This is a genomic window from Terribacillus halophilus (genome assembly GCF_900101385.1).
GTDB classification, from domain to species: domain Bacteria; phylum Bacillota; class Bacilli; order Bacillales; family Amphibacillaceae; genus Terribacillus; species Terribacillus halophilus.
Window position 1 is genome coordinate 1 of record NZ_FMZB01000015.1, and the last position, 17,663, is coordinate 17,663.

Here is a 17,663-nt window from a genome sequence, read left to right on the forward strand (position 1 = left end):
AAAAATTAGGCTACCACACACCAAAAGAGTTTGGTGGCATGGCAGCCTAATAAGGGTGTTTTATTTGTGTCTCACATCGCTATGTCAGTCTAAATTCCCAGCTTTTTTACCATCTTGAGATTATTATCCCGAATCAATTCTTTTGTATAGGTATGGAAAAGGCAGTTTTATATACCTCAAGAATTAACTCTTTTGTACATGGACGTGGGTTACCTCCTGTACACACATCTGCCATTGCAGCGTCTGCTAAAGCATCTAGATCTTCTTCTTTGACACCAATTTCGTCCAATGATTGAGGGATGTTTAGATCAATGGATAATTGACGAACAGCTTCGATTGCAGCCGTACGATATTCGTCTTGCGTCATATCGTCAACCCCTTCAATCCCCATAGCACGCGCGATTTCCTTGAACTTTTCACCAGTATGATCTTTGTTGAACTCCATTACATATGGAAGTAATACGGCATTGGCTATACCGTGAGGTGTATTATAGAATGCACCTAATGGATGGGCCATACCGTGAACTACACCAAGACCGACATTAGAGAAAGCCATACCTGTCATGTATTGACCGAGAGCCATATCTTCGCGTCCTTTGGGATCATTATTGACAGCATCCCGAAGTGAACGGGAAATCAATTCAATGGCCTTTAAGTTTAACGTATCAGCAAGCTCCCAAGCAGCTTGTGTAGTATACCCTTCGATAGCATGCGTCAGTGCATCCATCCCAGTGGCAGCAGACAATCCATGCGGCATGGAGGACATCATATTAGGGTCAACTATTGCAACGACTGGGATATCATGCGGGTCGACACAAACGAACTTACGGCGTTTCTCTTCATCCGTAATTACATAATTGATCGTAGTTTCAGCGGCTGTCCCCGCCGTTGTCGCAACAGCAATCATCGGAACAGCTTTGTTTTTAGTTGGGGCCGTACCTTCCAAGGAAACAACATCAGCAAATTCTGGGTTATTGATGATAATCCCGATACCTTTACCAGTATCTTGTGGGGAACCTCCGCCTATAGCGATAATATAGTCAGCACCAGCCTTCTTGAAGGCTTCCACACCAGCTTTCACGATAGCAACACTTGGATTAGCTTTCACTTGGTCAAAGATTTCGTAAGGCAGGGTAGCATCATCTAGTAAATCAGTTACCTTTTTCACAACACCAAATTTAACTAAATCAGCGTCAGTAACAATCAATGCTTTTTGAAATCTACGATTCTTAACTTCACCGACGATTTCATTGATAGCACCAGCACCATGATAACTAGTCTCATTCAAGATAAAACGATAAGCCATTTTCTATGACCTCCATTTTCATTTTTTAAGAAACTGATCAATCCCTTGTAGTTGCTTCATACTGTTTGTGTATATTGGCCTCTCATACTTCCTCCGCCATATGGGCATCCCGAAAGTACTATCGCTATATGTGATTTTTCCAATGGGGAATATGATTTGGGAGACTGTGAATTCTTACCGAAGATGAAGATGTTCTGTTACTAAAAATACTATTTCTTTTCTTGATTATATTGAAGATAGACTACATGCGTTTGCAAGTACTCATCCAGCCCATGTTTTCCATCTGCTCCACCGATACCTGATTTTTTCCATCCAGCATGGAAACCTTGTATTGCTTCAAAGTTTTCACGATTGACATATGTCTCCCCGAATTCCAATTCCTTGCTTGCACGCATCGTTACATCAAGGTTTTGTGTATAGATGGAGGACGTCAAACCGAATTCACAATCATTTGCCAAGTTTAGTGCATCGTCCAAATCCTTAAACGTTGCAATAGGAAGAACTGGGCCAAAGATTTCTTGCTGCATGATATCCATATTATTATTTACATTGACGAGTACAGTTGGTTCATAGAAGTACCCTTTTTCTCTTGCGGCACGCTTTCCGCCTGTCAATAGCTTGGCTCCGTCAGCTACTGCTTCTTGTACCATTTGATCTACGGATTCCAGCGCATCTTTACTTATAAGTGGTCCCATATCGATATCTCCATCAATTAATGGGTCACCATACCTTACTTCTTTCATTGCATTTGTTACTTTTGTGATGAACTCCTCGGCAATGCTTTCATGTACATACACACGTTCAGTGCAGTTACATACTTGTCCTGTATTAATGATGCGGGAATCGATGACAGAACGTACCGCCAAATCGAGATTAGCATCATCCATTACAATGGCAGGAGCCTTTCCTCCCAATTCCAGGGATACTTTTGTAATATTATCGGCAGCAGCACGCATAACAGCAGCTCCAGCGTTATAGCTCCCCGTCAGACTGACCATACCTATGTCTTCATTTTTTGCCAATTCTTGTCCAATCGTCCGTCCGCTGCCGGTCACGATGTTTATCACACCTTTAGGCAAACCAACTTTTTCAATGATCTTTGCAAATTCCAAAGCATTATTAGGGGATAAATCACTTGGCTTCAAGACGATTGTATTCCCTGTGACCAAAGCAGGCGCTGCTTTGCGAGCAACCAGGAAAAACGGAAAATTCCATGGTAAAATACCAGCAATTACTCCAATAGGTTCCTTGTGAAAAAAAATCTGTTCATTCGGACGATCACTTTGGACGATTTCCCCTTCATAGCGTCTGGCCCAGCCAGCCATATAATCAATATAATCCGCTGTAAAGTTTACCTCAGTTTTAGCCAGAGCCAGCGTTTTACCCATTTCCTCTGAAATCGTTCTTGCCAAGATAGCTTCATTGTTACGAATCTCTTTGGAAATCTCCAGTAAGTAATTCCCTCTTTCTACAGCAGGGAGCTTCTTCCATGCTTTCTGTGCTCGCTTAGCAGAGTCAATGGCTTGTCGTACATCTGCTATCGTTCCTCTGGGAATCTCTGAAATAATCTCCTCCGTTGATGGATTGACAACGTTTATTGTCTCCTGGGAGCTAGAATCCACAAATTCCCCGTCTATGAACATTTGATACTTTTTAGTAGTAACCTCCATAATCCTTCTCCTTTCTACTTTCATGTAGTCGGAAATTACGTTTAAGTAATTTCCTGTCTTTTCACATGCTGCGAGTTCGTCCAGAACGATGTAAGCGTTATCATTTTTCTTCAAGCCATAACTCTTCTTTTGGTAGTCCAATGAAATCATTAACTCACATATAAACTATCTTTAACCTTTCTCAACCACCTTTCTTCTTATTCACTTGACATCCAGTCATCATACGACCTGATGTGTAAGATAATGCTATTTAACCATTGATTTGATACAATTGTCAATCCAATTGTTTATTTTTTCAGAAAGTTAATATTTATACGAATGCGCAAAGCTTCGAAATATATGTAACTCTTGAGAAAAGAGAAAGTGTTTCTCATCCAGTGGTGCGATCAACCAAATCAGGTGTATATCCCAGGAAATAATCAAACAAACAAGAACCGTTCATCATCCAGACGAACGGTTCTATCTTTTAAACTGTGAATTCTATTCCAATTTCTTTGTATCGCTTACCAATTGCTGAATGATTCCCTGCATCAGCTTGTCTCGGGTTGCAGCCATGCTGCTTACGTCAAATACTTCATCCAATTGATCATTTGATCGTTTCAGCTCTTTTACTTCATTATGGATCATTTCCATCTTCTCATCCAGTGCTGCGGCGGAATCGGCCGCTTCCTTTAATTCATTCGCCAGCCTGTTTGGTATTTCCTTATCGTATTTGTAGTAAATCTTATGCTCCAGACTGGCCCAGAAATCCATCGCTATTGTCCTGATTTGAATTTCCACACATACTTTCTCCTCCCTGTCAGACAAAAATACCGGTACTTTCACAATCAAATGCAGGCTCTGATAACCGTTTGGTTTCGGGTTCTTTATATAATCTTTCCGTTCTATAAGCTCAATATCTTTTTGTTTCTGGATCATTTCGCCTAATGCATAGATATCCGATTTGAAAGAACAAATGATCCTGATACCAGCGATATCTTTGATATTATCTTTTATATTATCTAAGGAAAACTCAATATTCTTCTTATAAATCTTCTTCAGGATGCTTTCTGGAGATTTTAATCGCGAACTGCAATGTTCAATCGGGTTATAATCATGAATATAAGAAAATTCGTCTTTTAGGATATTGATTTTCGTATTCACTTCATCCAAGGCAAACTTGTAAACGGCAGTGAATCTTGTCAGTTCTGTTCTCATTTGCTTAAGCTGCGTCAGATTCTCTTGTGTCAATGGTTGCATCATCTGATTTTCCCTTCTGATCTGCAATGATAATTTATAATTCTTTCATCTACTCAGTTTACCAATTCTTTCTTTACAAAAAAAGAAACGTCCTCTAAAAGAACGTCTCTTTCTTTACACTCAGCTTGTTTTTCTTTCTTTTTCTTTCTCATGAAGGAGTGCTTCCCCTTCTACGTCAATATTCGGTAAGATCTTATCGAGCCATTTCGGCATATACCATGCTGCTTTCCCTATCAAGGACATGATAGCCGGAACGATCGTCATTCGAACAACGAAGGCATCGAATAGGACACCAAATGTCAGTGCCATTCCGATAGATTTGATCATCGCATCAGGCGTCACCATGAATCCGATGAATACCGACATCATGATCAATCCTGCTGCCACCACGACTTTACCGCTATCACGCATACCAGCAAGTATCGCTTCTTTTGGATCTTTCGTTTGGGAATAGACTTCCCGCATCCGGCTGACCAGGAATACTTCATAGTCCATTGCCAGACCGAATAGGATACCAATCGCGATGATCGGCAGGAAGGCTAGAATCGGACTTTCACCTGGGAATCCAAACAGATTGATCATATTGCCATCCTGGATGACGAACGTGACGAAACCTAATGTTGCCCCGAGGGAAAGCAGGAAGCCCAGTACCGCTTTAAGCGGGAGAAGGATCGACCTGAATACAAGGACGAGCAGCACATAAGCCAATCCAACTATCAATAATGCGAAAATAGGCAATGCGTCATTCAATTTCTGTGCAATATCAATATTAACTGCAGCCGTACCTGTGACGAGCATATCCACATTTTCATTGGACATGTCCCTGATTTCATGGACGATATCTTTTGTTTCCTGATCATTCGGTCCAGTCTCCGGTGTCACACTGATGATGAACACATCGCCAGCTTCATTCGGCATTGCCGGTGTGACACTCCGCACGTTTTCCAAGTCAGTGATTTTCTCACTGATTGTTTGCAAATCCTGCTGGACTCCTTCGGCACTTTTATCTGCATCGATCTTAGCTGCAACAATCAGGGTGGAATGGAAGCCTTCCCCGTAAGCATCCGAAAGCAGATCATATGCCTTACGCTCTGTCGTGTCTTCTGCTTTTGCTGTTCCATCATCCGGCAATCCTAGATTCATATGCGTAAATGGAATAGCAATGACCAAAAGGATCACAACTGCAAGGAATGTAACGATCCATGGTCTTCTGGTAACGAACTTGCCCCAAGCATTTTTACTAGGCTGTCCTTCTTTTGTCCGTGTGATATTCTTCAGGAAACGGTTACCGCCGGTAGGAGAAATTTTGGTTCCAAGCATACCAAGTATAGCTGGCAGCACCGTAATCGATACAATTACAGCCAGCAAAATACTAATCGAAGCTGCTACGCCCATCACTGTCAGGAACGGAATGCCAGTAACAGCAAGACCTAACAAACCAATGATAACTGTCAAACCAGCGAAAACGACTGCACTTCCGGAAGTACCGACAGCGATAGCCACAGATTCCTTCACAGCATGTCCCTCTGCAAGCTGCTGTCTGTACCGTGTCATGATAAACAAGGCATAATCGATTCCAACTGCAATTCCAAGCATCGCCGCCAAAGTCAAGGAGACATTCTGCATCTCGAAGTAGTTGGAGCCTATCACGATTGTCAGCAAGCTTATTCCCAGTCCGATCAATGCAGATAAAATCGGCATGCCCGCTGCCAGGAAACTAGTGAATGTCACTGCCAGCACTAGGAAAGCCACGATGATCCCGACGATTTCACCTGCACCCAGATGCATGCCGGAGAATTCCACGTCACCAGTCAATTCCGTCTGGATCCCCGCATCACGAGCCTCTTCTGCCTTTTCTGTTACATTGTCGATCGAAGTTTGTGATACTTCTGCTGCTTCGTCTTTGAAAGTGACGGTACCGTAACCGACTGTTTTATCTTCATTTAAGTTTTGAAGCTGGGTTGGCGTTGCTACGGAGACAACGTCGGCATCCTCTTCTTGAATGCTGTTCAGCATGTCTGTAATAACTTTATTGGTTTCCTCCGAGTCGAGTGTGTCCCCATCTGATGCCTTGAATACAACTTGTACTTGTGCTCCTGCTTCAGAATCAGGGAAAGCATCTTTCAGCAGATCATTGGCTTCTTCAGCAGGCGTATTCGGAATCGACAGGTCTTCATTGAACGCCGTTCCCATTTGCACCGTTACTACTGCCAAAACGATAAGGATGGCCAAGGCGCCAAATACAACGCTCTTTTTATAGTTTACCGCCCAATTCCCCAACTTATATAAAAGCTGTGCGATTTTAATCTCCTCCAATTGTCTTTATTTATAAAGTACAATCGCGGCAACATTGACATCGTTGCAACGTTCTTATACACTTTCAGCATATTTAAAGCTTACGTTTGTACTTACATTTGTAAGTATACTAATGTATTAAATTCTTTCAATGATAATGTGATAATTTGAGCATAAAACGAACAATCTGAAGGGAAGTGTTAGCTTTTGAGAAAATCCAGACAGGATAGTTTGTATTCGCAGCAATATATCAGGGAAGCATTGGATCATTTACTGGAGGAAAACGATCTGGAAGATATCACAATCACAGATATTTGTAAAAAAGCAGGAGTTGCCAGGGTTACATTCTACAAGTACTACCATACGATTTATGATGTAATGTCAGCATCTGTCGAAGTATATGTGAAGAGTGCTATTGAACAACTTTCCAACATAAATCCACAAGAGAACATACAAGATATGCTTACAGATATGATCGCAGGGCTAGCGGAAAGCCCCATGTCATTAAAACGTCAAATAAATTCCAATACACATGGAATGGTGCTTGATTATTTCATTTACGCAATCGATCGGCTCTCACAAGCTGATACGGTCTTCAGCAAAAAGCTGACGCAAGCAGAGGTGTTATTCATAGCAGGCGGCATATTCAGTATCATCACATACTGGTTTAAGAATGACTTGCATGAGCCACCAGAATCCATAGCTGCGATGATTACGGATGTATTACCGAGCGCAGCTATAAAATAAACGGACAATATATAAAAAATTAGAAAAACGAGAAAGGATCGAACCCTTTCTCGTTTTTCTATTTAGAATCTCCGCTACTAAATTACCAATTCATCCTGCCCCATTCTTCTTTAAACGATTGATATCTTTACGGGGAGGATATCCAAACAGCCTCGCATATTCCCTGCTGAATTGTGACGCACTTTCATATCCTACGTGAAGGGCAGCTTCTATTATGTCTGCATCTTCATACAATAAAAGCTGACGAGCCTCCTGCAGTCTTATTTGTTTTTGAAATTGAATTGGGCTCATTGCCGTCACTTCCCTAAAATGCCGGTGGAGTGACGACACACTCATCCCTGCAATATCGGCAAGATCCTCTATACGGAAGGATTGATTAAACTCCCTTCTGATATGATCAATCACATCCCGGATACGCTGTGTATTGCTCCCTTGGATAGCCATCTGTCCCAAAGCACTGCCATGTTTTCCTTGCAAAACACGATAAAGAATCTCCTTTTTGATCAAGGGCGCAAGCACGGGGATATCTTTCGGTGAAACAAGCAGGCTAGTCAGCCGTACAGCAACATCCAATATAGGACGTTCGACTTCACTCACATACATACCACGCTTTGGATCTTCTGCTGTACTGAACTGCAAAGCACCTTCCTCCATCACCTCTAATATCTCTGCTGGTGTAAATTCCATTTTCATTGCCAAATACGGGGCAGAATCAGACGCTTTCAAAATCTGACCGGAAACGGGCAAATCCACCGAAGCCACCAAATAATGATTGGGACCATAAAGTAAGCGCTCGCCGCCTAACAGTAGTTCTTTTTCTCCTTGCACGATAATACAAACAGAAGGTTTGTAGACGCTGTGCACAGGCCCGTAAGCAGTTGAATGCTGGATGAAAAACAAGGAAGGGATGCTAGTCTCACAAATTCCCTCTTTCGGGGCCGATCGCTTGATCACTTCGGCAAGTGCCGATTGCTTATCAGAAGTTGCTTTTATCATAAAACCTCCCCCTTCTCCACATCATTATATTAATAGTATAAATCATTTCTTCCCGTGTGGCAGGATTAGGCATGTATCCGATAAGAATAAGATAACGCTCCTTTGCCATCTCACTGCATAATAGAAAGACAGTTCATCAATGCTAGGATAGGAGTCCAATAGAGATGCTTGAAAAAAACTTTTATGTAACCATTGAAACAGGATTTGCACGTTACGCAGCAGGCTTAATCAACGTTGCAGGAAAATTCTCATCCAACATACACATTCAGTGCCAAGGTAAATCTGTTGAATTAAAGAATGCTCCTGAATGTATCATGCAGATTATGAATCTTGGCATTTATACACATAGTTCCTTTATGATTAGAGCTGATGGAACCGATGAAATCCAAGCAATAGATGCAATCTCTGATCATTTTAGGATGTTGGATACAAGGAATGGCATGGTGAACTTGCAATATAAGGAATGATTTCGGTCAATGCTGTATCGCAATATATTAGCGATCATACCATCCGAATTTTCGGGCCAGATTTGCTCTGCTGTCGGATTTCCTTTGCAGATTCCTCTAAATTGGTATCTGCCAGCATCCAGAAAAATCATCGTATTACAGGCTAGTGTCTTCTTCCCTATCTCAACATGTGTACAACTCCATCTCATCCCCATAACCAAGCTGCTATTCGATAATTTATTCCAATCCATTAAGAAAAGGATTGGTGATATGGGAGGCATTAAATCCTTTCGACGCTTGTTTGTGATACTTTCCTGGTTTTATAGAGAAGCCAATATGGATGACCTTCCATTTCATGTAGTTGTCTGAAGCAAGCTTTCATTTATCCGTATTCTCTTTGCTCCAGTCTCTTATTGGTTGCAAGATAATGTTTCTCTGTCATTCGTTCATCCGCTCCTTACTCACATCGTATACAAGAATCATGCTATACTGTCATCACGCTATAACAAGCTATAACACATAGGAGCAAACAAATGATTACCATAAATAAAAACGAAGCAATTCCGCTTTCAAAGCAAATATATATGTCATTCGTAGATAAGATTCGATCCGGTTTATTGATGGACGGAACGAAATTACCCACGGTGCGGCAGCTGTCCAAAGATCTCGAGGTTAGTCTCGTCACGGTCATGAAAGCTTACAAACAGCTTGAAGAAGATGGTTTTTTGGAATTGAGCAAGGGCAAAGGCACTTATGTTAAAACCCAACAGCAGCCGGAAAGCGTTCATACAGCATCTGATTTGGATTGGCAGCTCAGCATTCCTGATTACTTGCATCGTTCTCAATATGCTCGTTTTCAAGATTCGGATGCGAATTACCATTTCTCTTCATCTATGATCGATCCGGCTTTGTTTCCGAATCAATATATGGATCAGCTGATTGCACAAGTATTCATGCAGAATCCACGCATACTGTCGCAATACGGCGGTATTCAAGGCGACCTGGCATTACGCGAAAAGATGGCACAAAATCTGCAAAAATCAAAAATCACCACTTCACCAGAGAACCTGCTGATCACTAGTGGTTCCCAGCAAGGTATCGACCTTGTTGCTCGTACTTTCGTTGGTCCGGGTGATGTTGTGATCATGGAAGCTCCGACCTATCCCGGTGCTATCGATGTCTTCCGCAGTCGTGGTGCCACCATTCTTACCGTCCCGGTTGATCAAGACGGTATGCGAGTCGATATGCTGCATAGTTTATGCGAGAAACACAATCCAAAATTGATTTATACAACGCCCACCTTCCATAATCCGACGGGTACGATCATGCCGCTGCGGCGACGAAAAATATTGCTTGATATCGCCGAAAGTCATCACTGCCTGATCATGGAAGATGATCCATTCAGCGATATCTACTTTGACCGCAAGCCGCCGCTTCCGATCAAAAGCATGGATAAAGCGGGTCATGTCATCTACTTGAAAGGTTTAAGCAAGACGATTGCACCAGGCTGCCGCATCGGTCTGATAGCAGCTTCCGGTTCCATCTTCAAACGGCTATATGCAGCAAAAGCGAATATGGATCTCGGCAGCCCGCTGCTTCCTCAAAAGGTGATTTTGCCACTCGTCGATTCCACCAAAATGGAACAGCATACCAAGCGGCTCCGTGCTGCCTTGAAGAGCCGCCGTGATAGTGTACTGAAAGTCCTGGCAGAGCAGGCTCCCGCCGGTGTAACATGGCTTAACCCCAAGGGAGGCTTAAATATCTGGATTCAGCTGCCAGCTTGGCTTGACAGTAATGATTTACTCACGGAAGCAAACAAACGTCATGTCTCCTTCCTGACAGGCTCTGCTTGTTTTGCCATTGAGAATGAGCATAGCACGTTTCGATTAAGCTACTCCTATGCCAATGAAAAACTGTTGGAAGAAGGCGTCCAGATCCTTTGTGATATTATGCAGGCGCTGAAGCCATCAAGCTCCTCTTCGCCTACGTTTTGAATAATCGAGTTAGAGTGACAATAAAAGATAGTTATCGGGATACAAACCAACCGCTCCACAAAAAGAAGGGTCAGCCCAATTCGGACTGACCCTTCTTTTTGGTTAGTTAGTTTAGCGCTTCAAAATGCTCTTATAATGTGAAAAGGTATCAAAACTGGCTTTGCCATGATACGCTCCCATGCCGCTTGCGCCAACCCCGCCGAACGGAAGGTAGTGGGAAGTCATGTGGCTGATGGTATCGTTGATAGCACCGCCACCGAATGAAACGCTATTTAGGATTTCATCATGGAATGCCTCATCTTCAGAGAACAAGTATAATGCAAGTGGCTTCGGTCGTTTTACAATTCGATCTATGATATCGGATGGATCGTCATATTCGAGAACCGGTAAAATCGGTCCAAAGATTTCATCCTGCATGATTGGATCATCCCAAGAAATGGAATCAAGGATTGTCGGCTCGATAATAAGCTGGGAACGATCGGATTTCCCGCCTACAACTATCTTTCCATTACTCAGGAAGCCAGCAAGACGATCAAAATGCCTATCACTTACAACATGTCCGAAGTTTGGATTTTGGACAATATTATCTCCATATGTTGCAGTGATGACATCTTTCAGTTTGGCCAGCAGCGGTTCTTTTACACTGCTATGAACAAGCAGGTAGTCTGGTGCGACACATGTCTGACCTGCGTTTGCGAATTTTCCGCGTGCGATTCGCTGAGCTGCTTCATCCAAATTCGCATCTGCATGGACGATTGTCGGACTTTTACCGCCAAGCTCCAATGTGACAGGCGTCAAATGCTTGGCTGCTGCTTCTGCTACGATTTTACCGACACCAGTGCTGCCAGTGAAGAAGATGTAGTCGAAGTCTTCTTTGAGCAGCGCCGTGCTCGTTTCCACTTCCCCTTCTACAACATGCAGATATTCATCCGGGAAATGATCATTAAAGATGCGCGAAAGAATAGCTGACGTTTTCGGTGTCAATTCAGATGGTTTTAATACCGCTGTATTTCCGCCAGCAATCGCTCCTACCAATGGAGAAACTGCCAGCTGGAATGGATAGTTCCATGGTGCGATCACCAACACAGATCCATAGGGTTCCGGCTTGATATAGCTTTTCGCCCCTTCATGGGAAGATGCTGTTGGTACTTCCTTTGTTTCCGCCCACGACGCCAAATTCTCCAAAGTGAAATCGATCTCACTCAACACAAGTCCTACCTCTGCTCGTCTAGCCTCCATTTCTGATTTGTTCAAGTCTTGCTTCACAGCATCCAAGATGGCTTGTTCATGCGCATGAATTAAATCTTTCAATTTATTTAATGTATTGATACGGAATTGTACATCCTTGGTTTCTCCGCTTCTAAAAAAAGTACGCTGTATATTCAAAAGGCCTTGATAGTTCTCCATGTTAACTCTCCTTTGCACCATTGAATGCCGTTGGGTAAACCATTTCTCGTTGTTACCCACTAGGTTGCATCCTATTAGTTGATGTATCAAACATTCAATGTGGAGAACTATAATACACCGTAAAAAAGATTGCAAGTGATGCGACTTCCCAAACTACAAAAAAACATACCCTTTACATCTCACTTAAAAGGTATGTCTTGAATAAGGATATAAGTATAAGCTTTTTCAACCGAAGAATAAGTCCAGCAAATTACTGCCATGAGATGATTCCTTATTATATAATTCCGAATAACCGCATTGTGTACACGAAATAACCAGAAATTGATTGTGCTGCACATCGAATAACTTCGACAGTCCAGTCCCTGTCATTGCTACTTCTTTTTGTGAAACATCTGTACCTCCGCATTTTATACAGCCACTCTGTTGCATAACGTCGCTCCCTTTATCTTTTTCTATCATACGAAGACAACTTGATACAGGTTTCACTTTGTTACCGAAGGAAAAACGTCGTCTAGACGATCTAACAAACGAAAAAGAAGCTGGCCCCAAAACCCAGCTTCCTTCTTTCAAACATTCGCTTTCGCAGCCTCCTCGACCATATCATGAAAATAAGCGATCAATCTCCTATCATCCGTAAGCTCCGGATGGAAGGCTGTCGCCAAGTAATGCCGATCCCTTGCTGCTACGATGCGGCCTGTATCTTCACTCAGCACTTCGACTCCTGGTCCAGCTTCGAGTATATATGGTGCCCGGATGAAAACTGCTGGAAAATCATCCGCCACTCCCTTGATGGGAAGATCAGTCTCAAAGCTATCCACCTGGCGCCCGAACGCGTTCCGTTCCACTTTCACATCCATCAGACCAAGATGGTTCGTTTGCTGATTGTTGATTTCCTTTGCCAATAAAATCATTCCAGCACAAGTGCCGAATATAGGTTTTCCAGATGTACCGAAAGCGCGTAATGGCTCCAGGAAATCATACCGGTCAATCAGTCTTCTCATAGCAGTACTCTCACCGCCAGGCAAAATCAATCCATCCAGTTCATCCAGCTGTTCCACGCGTTTGACCAAGACAGCTTCCGCTCCGACCGCCTCTACTGACCGTGCGTGCTCAGCCACCGCACCCTGGAGTGCCAATACACCGATTTTCATCGAGCAAATCTCCTTTCTTTTACCAGCCGCGCTCCTGCATTCTGTTTTCTGGAGAAAGGCTTGCGATGTCGATTCCCTTCATCGGTGTGCCAAGTCCTTTGGAAAGCTCGGCAATGAGCTTGTAATCTTGATAATGAGTCGTTGCTTCCACGATGGCTTTGGCGAATTTCGCCGGGTTATCAGATTTAAAGATACCGGAACCAACAAATACACCATCCGCTCCAAGCTGCATCATCAGCGCCGCATCTGCAGGTGTCGCCACACCGCCAGCAGCAAAGTTAACGACCGGAAGCTTGCCTGCTTCACGAATTTGAAGCAATACTTCATATGGTGCACCCAGTTCCTTGGCAAATGTCATCACTTCATCCAAATCCATGGAAAGAAGCTTCCGTACTTGGGATTGAACCATGCGCATATGCCGAACCGCTTCGACGATATTACCTGTTCCCGGCTCCCCTTTTGTACGAAGCATGGATGCACCTTCCCCGATACGGCGGGCAGCCTCGCCTAGATCACGGCTTCCGCATACGAACGGTACTGTGAATTCTCGCTTGTTCAAGTGATACTGCTCATCTGCTGGCGTCAGTACTTCACTTTCATCGATATAATCGACGCCCATGGATTCCAGTACCCGTGCTTCGACAATATGTCCGATTCGAGCCTTCGCCATGACCGGGATGGAAACAGCATTCACTACTTCTTCCACGATCGTCGGATCCGCCATCCGCGCAACACCGCCCGCAGCACGGATATCAGAAGGAACACGCTCAAGCGCCATTACCGCTACTGCCCCGGCTTCCTCCGCAATCTTCGCCTGCTCTGCATTCACGACATCCATGATGACGCCGCCCTTCTGCATTTCCGCCATACCTCGTTTAACTAAATCTGTACCTGTTTTCGCCATATTGACTCCTCCTGTTTCTCTTTCCCCATTGTCGGAAAAGTTTGATAGGAATATTGTACATATGATTACGGTATAACACGCAAGAAGATAGTATAACAAGTTAATCCCTTGCGTGCCTCGTTAAGAGCAGATTATATTCATTCCAAAAATGCGCGTACATCTCTTGATCGAATTCATCCTCAAACTTCTTTGATTTAGATTGATCAAAGAATGCCTTTGCTTGTAATGCAAATTGCAAAATCTCCTGTTTATAAATACTTTTAGGTAAAGTAAGACTCAAATGCGGATATACTATCTTTCCTTCTGTATTACTAGAGCTAGTAAACTTAACAAAATCTGATATTTCAACCTCCTCACCATCGTACTGCACTGACCAATGAATAGAAATCGGGCAGCCTGTCATCAAAATTGATCCGCATCCATGCAGAATCAATCCCTCCTTATGCTCTGGATTACACTTATAATCAGCGTCCAAAGTTCGCAGTAAAGCCAGTGCCGACTCGCTGATACCCCACTCTTCATTTGCGCCTGCTTTGGTAATTATCGTATCACCAACTTCCAGACGAATTTCTCCGTGTGAACATATGTCTTCTGATTCATTGGTTAGCCAATGTTGTTTTTCAATCCTTATTTTCATTTGTTCCTTCCTTCTTCAGACTACCTATCTTACTTATATAGCAAAAAGATAGATATCATTTTCACTGACTTGTATATTGGAATTATAACCATTGTTTCCATAAGGAGGATACTATTGAAAATAGAAAAAATAGAGTTGCAGATTAACCCATTCAAAGAAACCGTTGAATTCTACAAGGATACTTTAAGCTTTACTTGTATTGATGAGAATGCAAATTCAGCCGTATTCCAATTAGGAGCTAGTCAGCTGGTTTTACACAAAAGCGAGGATGATTCCCATTACTATCATTTCGCATTCAATATACCATCCAATATGTTCCAAAAGGCAAAACTTTGGTTAGCCTCGCGCGTTACACTTCTTACAGAAGATGGCCAAGATGAAATACATTTCAACACAAGAACACAAGCGTATGCCTGTTATTTTGAAGATCCGGCAGGAAATATCGTCGAATACATCGCAAGAACGGAAACATCATCTTCAAGTTCTGATCCTGATTTTTCTCCAAGTCACGTTCTATCAATTAGTGAAATCAATCTCTCAACAGATCGAATTTTAGAGTATGCCGACAAAATGAAGGAAATTGGAATCCCTGTGCGAGATGAGAGGGACATTTCCCTTTCCTCAATTACCTTCATGGGGGAATATGAAGATGGTGCTTTCATATTACTCGGTCCTTTAAACAGAAGATGGATTTTCTCTCACAAAACCTCCATCTCCTCCCCCGTTTTAATTCACACAGATCGGGGATTAGTAACAAATATGGCAACATAAAAAACAACGTTCAGTAATCTCTTTTTCATATTAAAAAAGTGTCGAATGGAAGCTCTCCTTCTCATAACTTAAGCCAGTTCCGCTTCGAAGAGTAAGCAGCACACACATTTCAGTTGACAAAAAAATCTATTTATGCTATAATTTACACAATTAAACAAAGCATATATAATAGGATTCTCCTGGCCAGGAGAATCCTATTTTCGTTTAAGGGAGTGCGTCTGTTTGAAAAAAGATCAGTCAAGTTTAACTTCTTTAATAGCTGCTTTTAGCCGCGCTTATCACAGCCAGTATGATAATCCGAAAATCTTCGATGACTTTATTGCAAAGCAATTGCTTACAGCGCAAGAGTTTCAAGACATCAGCACAAACATGGTACGCAACATTCAATTTTTCAATGAGGATATTTCAGCAAAGCTTGATCACAATGAAGAAAGTATTCTTCAATGGGTCATCCAAACTCAACTCTCTCCCACACCTTTGGCTCGAGCTGCATATTGCGAGCGTGTTTTACTTAACGAAATTACCTTAGGAGCAACACAATATGTCCTATTAGGAGCTGGCTTGGATACCTTTCATTTCCGCCATCCAGAATTAAGAAATAGCCTTGCTATCTTCGAGGTTGATCACCCTGCCACACAAGCTTTCAAACGTTCGAAACTGAAAAAAGCCAGCCTTGAGATCCAAGATAATCTTCACTTTGTCCCTATGGATTTCAGCAAAGCATTTTCTGTTCAAAATCTTTATGATGAAGGTTTTGGGTACGAAAAGACGTTCTTTAGTCTCCTAGGTGTATCTTATTATCTGACGAAAGAGGAGCTCTCTTATTTAATAAAGCAGTTATTTACCATTGTTCCAACTGGAAGTTCCATTGTCTTGGATTATGCTGATGAAAACCTTTTTACAGAAACGGGGTTGTCCAACAGAGTCCAGAACATGGTTAAGATGGCTGCAGCTAGCGGGGAGCCGATGAAAGCTTGCTACTCCTATAAAGAGATGGAGAGTATGCTAGGCGATGCGGATCTTCTGATTTATGAGCATCTCTCGCCTGCTAGAATCAACGAATTTTATTTTGCAGATAGGAAGGATTATCTCACTGCTTTTGAAACAATTCATTATGTCCATGCCGTGAAAAAATAATAGTCTTATAGAATCAGAGGAACATATCCATCGTATGTTCCTCTGATATTCATAAATTATCACCTATCCACCATCTATTTCCGGTAAACGATACTCACTACTTTGCCGAATCAAAAACATAAGCACTCCAAGCAATGTAATCGCACCCCCGACTATTTGCAGCGGCGTTATCTTTTCCCCTAGCAACCAGACTGCAAGCAAGGTTGCGCCGACCGGTTCCCCTAATACACTCATTGAAATTGTGGTCGTATTGACATAGTTCAAGAGCATATTGAATATGACGTGTGCTAATGTCGGGAAAATGGCAAGCAGGAAGAAGATTTTCCATTCATCAAAGTCATATCCTCCCATCGGTATGCCAGCTGCCAAGTTATAGATGTTCAGCCACACACCTGCTGACAGAAAAACACAAAAGCTGTATACCCAGTGCGATACTTTTTTGACATTCTTCTGTCCAATCAGCAAATAGCCGACAACAGCGATGACACAAAGAAAAGATAACAGATCTCCGATCAGGACAGAAACATCATTCAAACCAAAGTCTCCCCACCCTACCATGACAACACCAATGAAAGAGATGCCGATAGTAATGATGATGGCTCTGGAAGCCCTCTCTTTATAAAGCAGGAATCCGCCGACCATTGCGACAATCGGCTGAAGCGAAAGAATGATGGTCGAGCTGGCTACCGTTGTCAACTTCAAAGAGCTGAACCATAAAGCAAAATGGGCTGCCAAACAAGCACCTGACAATAAGAAAGCGAACGCTTCCGATCTGCCGATTTTTTTGAACTCCTTTCTTTTCATCCACACAATTGGAACCAGCAGCAGACAAGCTAAATACATACGATTCATGCTGAGGATCGACGCTGGCGCATCAGACCATTTTACGAAGATGGCTGCAAAAGATATGGCAATGATGGATATAACCAATAGAACAGCGGTTTTATTTTGTTTCACACAGCA

At 42.6% G+C, this 17,663-nt stretch carries 16 protein-coding genes; 5 read left to right on the forward strand and 11 right to left on the reverse strand.

Translation table 11 applies throughout. From position 1 onward, the window contains the following. Window positions 1–133: 133 nt before the first annotated feature. The 4 genes from fucO to BLQ53_RS17565 all read right to left on the reverse strand — a co-directional run bounded on the left by fucO (window position 134) and on the right by BLQ53_RS17565 (window position 6,516). Window positions 134–1,306 (reverse strand): lactaldehyde reductase, encoded by a 1,173-nt coding sequence (gene fucO, locus BLQ53_RS17550; protein ID WP_093728612.1) that lies wholly within the window; start codon window positions 1,304–1,306, stop codon window positions 134–136. A gap of 209 nt (window positions 1,307–1,515) precedes the next feature. Beyond that, the gene (gene aldA / locus BLQ53_RS17555) at window positions 1,516–2,976 is read right to left on the reverse strand and encodes an aldehyde dehydrogenase (RefSeq protein WP_093728613.1); all 1,461 of its coding nucleotides are present in this window, start codon (window positions 2,974–2,976) and stop codon (window positions 1,516–1,518) included. Window positions 2,977–3,456: 480 nt separating this feature from the next. After that, window positions 3,457–4,215 carry a GTP pyrophosphokinase gene (locus BLQ53_RS17560; protein WP_093728655.1) on the reverse strand — a complete coding sequence of 253 codons (759 nt, stop codon included), beginning with the start codon at window positions 4,213–4,215 and terminating at the stop codon, window positions 3,457–3,459. 120 nt (window positions 4,216–4,335) lie between these two features. After that, entirely contained in the window at window positions 4,336–6,516 is a 2,181-nt protein-coding gene (locus BLQ53_RS17565) for an MMPL family transporter (protein WP_170829764.1), read from the reverse strand. A gap of 201 nt (window positions 6,517–6,717) precedes the next feature. Between BLQ53_RS17565 and BLQ53_RS17570 the strand changes: the two genes are divergently transcribed. After that, entirely contained in the window at window positions 6,718–7,257 is a 540-nt protein-coding gene (locus tag BLQ53_RS17570) for a TetR/AcrR family transcriptional regulator (protein WP_093728614.1), read from the forward strand. A gap of 90 nt (window positions 7,258–7,347) precedes the next feature. On the opposite strand, the gene BLQ53_RS17575 is transcribed toward BLQ53_RS17570, so the two are convergent. Continuing rightward, window positions 7,348–8,253 (reverse strand): AraC family transcriptional regulator, encoded by a 906-nt coding sequence (locus BLQ53_RS17575; RefSeq protein WP_093728615.1) that lies wholly within the window; start codon window positions 8,251–8,253, stop codon window positions 7,348–7,350. A gap of 164 nt (window positions 8,254–8,417) precedes the next feature. Between BLQ53_RS17575 and BLQ53_RS17580 the strand changes: the two genes are divergently transcribed. Then, on the forward strand, window positions 8,418–8,720 hold the full coding sequence (locus BLQ53_RS17580; protein ID WP_093728616.1) for an HPr family phosphocarrier protein: 303 nt from the start codon (window positions 8,418–8,420) through the stop codon (window positions 8,718–8,720). 512 nt (window positions 8,721–9,232) lie between these two features. Then, window positions 9,233–10,693, forward strand: a complete 1,461-nt coding sequence (gene pdxR, locus BLQ53_RS17590; RefSeq protein WP_093728618.1) for a MocR-like pyridoxine biosynthesis transcription factor PdxR — start codon at window positions 9,233–9,235, stop codon at window positions 10,691–10,693. Between the two features lie 111 nt (window positions 10,694–10,804). Here pdxR and BLQ53_RS17595 read toward each other — a convergent pair whose 3' ends face one another. The 5 genes from BLQ53_RS17595 to BLQ53_RS17615 form a co-directional block, all read right to left on the reverse strand. Continuing rightward, a complete protein-coding gene (locus BLQ53_RS17595; RefSeq protein ID WP_093728619.1) occupies window positions 10,805–12,100 on the reverse strand; it encodes an aldehyde dehydrogenase in 1,296 nt (431 codons plus the stop codon). A gap of 225 nt (window positions 12,101–12,325) precedes the next feature. After that, window positions 12,326–12,529, reverse strand: a complete 204-nt coding sequence (locus BLQ53_RS17600) for a zinc ribbon domain-containing protein (RefSeq protein ID WP_093728620.1) — start codon at window positions 12,527–12,529, stop codon at window positions 12,326–12,328. Window positions 12,530–12,666: 137 nt separating this feature from the next. Further along, window positions 12,667–13,251: a pyridoxal 5'-phosphate synthase glutaminase subunit PdxT gene (gene pdxT, locus BLQ53_RS17605; protein ID WP_093728621.1), complete on the reverse strand. Its 585-nt coding sequence runs from the start codon at window positions 13,249–13,251 to the stop codon at window positions 12,667–12,669. Window positions 13,252–13,270: 19 nt separating this feature from the next. Further along, window positions 13,271–14,155: a pyridoxal 5'-phosphate synthase lyase subunit PdxS gene (gene pdxS, locus BLQ53_RS17610; protein ID WP_093728622.1), complete on the reverse strand. Its 885-nt coding sequence runs from the start codon at window positions 14,153–14,155 to the stop codon at window positions 13,271–13,273. Between the two features lie 100 nt (window positions 14,156–14,255). Then, a complete protein-coding gene (locus BLQ53_RS17615; protein WP_093728623.1) occupies window positions 14,256–14,792 on the reverse strand; it encodes a hypothetical protein in 537 nt (178 codons plus the stop codon). Window positions 14,793–14,906: 114 nt separating this feature from the next. On the opposite strand from BLQ53_RS17615, the gene BLQ53_RS17620 reads away from it, so the two are divergent. Continuing rightward, window positions 14,907–15,563, forward strand: coding sequence for a hypothetical protein (locus BLQ53_RS17620; protein WP_093728624.1), 657 nt, complete (start codon window positions 14,907–14,909; stop codon window positions 15,561–15,563). A 222-nt stretch (window positions 15,564–15,785) separates the two neighbouring features. Beyond that, window positions 15,786–16,700, forward strand: a complete 915-nt coding sequence (locus tag BLQ53_RS17625) for a class I SAM-dependent methyltransferase (protein ID WP_093728625.1) — start codon at window positions 15,786–15,788, stop codon at window positions 16,698–16,700. Window positions 16,701–16,763: 63 nt separating this feature from the next. On the opposite strand, the gene BLQ53_RS17630 is transcribed toward BLQ53_RS17625, so the two are convergent. Then, complete coding sequence (locus tag BLQ53_RS17630) at window positions 16,764–17,657, reverse strand: DMT family transporter (protein WP_093728626.1); 894 nt, start codon at window positions 17,655–17,657, stop codon at window positions 16,764–16,766. Window positions 17,658–17,663: the final 6 nt, after the last annotated feature.

Excerpts from the sequence above, each read along its gene's own strand:
- fucO (WP_093728612.1), bottom strand. The coding sequence starts at position 1,306 with ATGGCTTATCGTTTTATCTTGAATGAGACTAGTTATCATGGTGCTGGT.
- aldA (WP_093728613.1), bottom strand. The coding sequence starts at position 2,976 with ATGGAGGTTACTACTAAAAAGTATCAAATGTTCATAGACGGGGAATTT.
- BLQ53_RS17560 (WP_093728655.1), bottom strand. The coding sequence starts at position 4,215 with ATGCAACCATTGACACAAGAGAATCTGACGCAGCTTAAGCAAATGAGA.
- BLQ53_RS17575 (WP_093728615.1), bottom strand. The coding sequence starts at position 8,253 with ATGATAAAAGCAACTTCTGATAAGCAATCGGCACTTGCCGAAGTGATC.
- BLQ53_RS17580 (WP_093728616.1), top strand. The coding sequence starts at position 8,418 with ATGCTTGAAAAAAACTTTTATGTAACCATTGAAACAGGATTTGCACGT.
- pdxR (WP_093728618.1), top strand. The coding sequence starts at position 9,233 with ATGATTACCATAAATAAAAACGAAGCAATTCCGCTTTCAAAGCAAATA.
- BLQ53_RS17595 (WP_093728619.1), bottom strand. The coding sequence starts at position 12,100 with ATGGAGAACTATCAAGGCCTTTTGAATATACAGCGTACTTTTTTTAGA.
- BLQ53_RS17600 (WP_093728620.1), bottom strand. The coding sequence starts at position 12,529 with ATGCAACAGAGTGGCTGTATAAAATGCGGAGGTACAGATGTTTCACAA.
- pdxT (WP_093728621.1), bottom strand. The coding sequence starts at position 13,251 with ATGAAAATCGGTGTATTGGCACTCCAGGGTGCGGTGGCTGAGCACGCA.
- pdxS (WP_093728622.1), bottom strand. The coding sequence starts at position 14,155 with ATGGCGAAAACAGGTACAGATTTAGTTAAACGAGGTATGGCGGAAATG.
- BLQ53_RS17615 (WP_093728623.1), bottom strand. The coding sequence starts at position 14,792 with ATGAAAATAAGGATTGAAAAACAACATTGGCTAACCAATGAATCAGAA.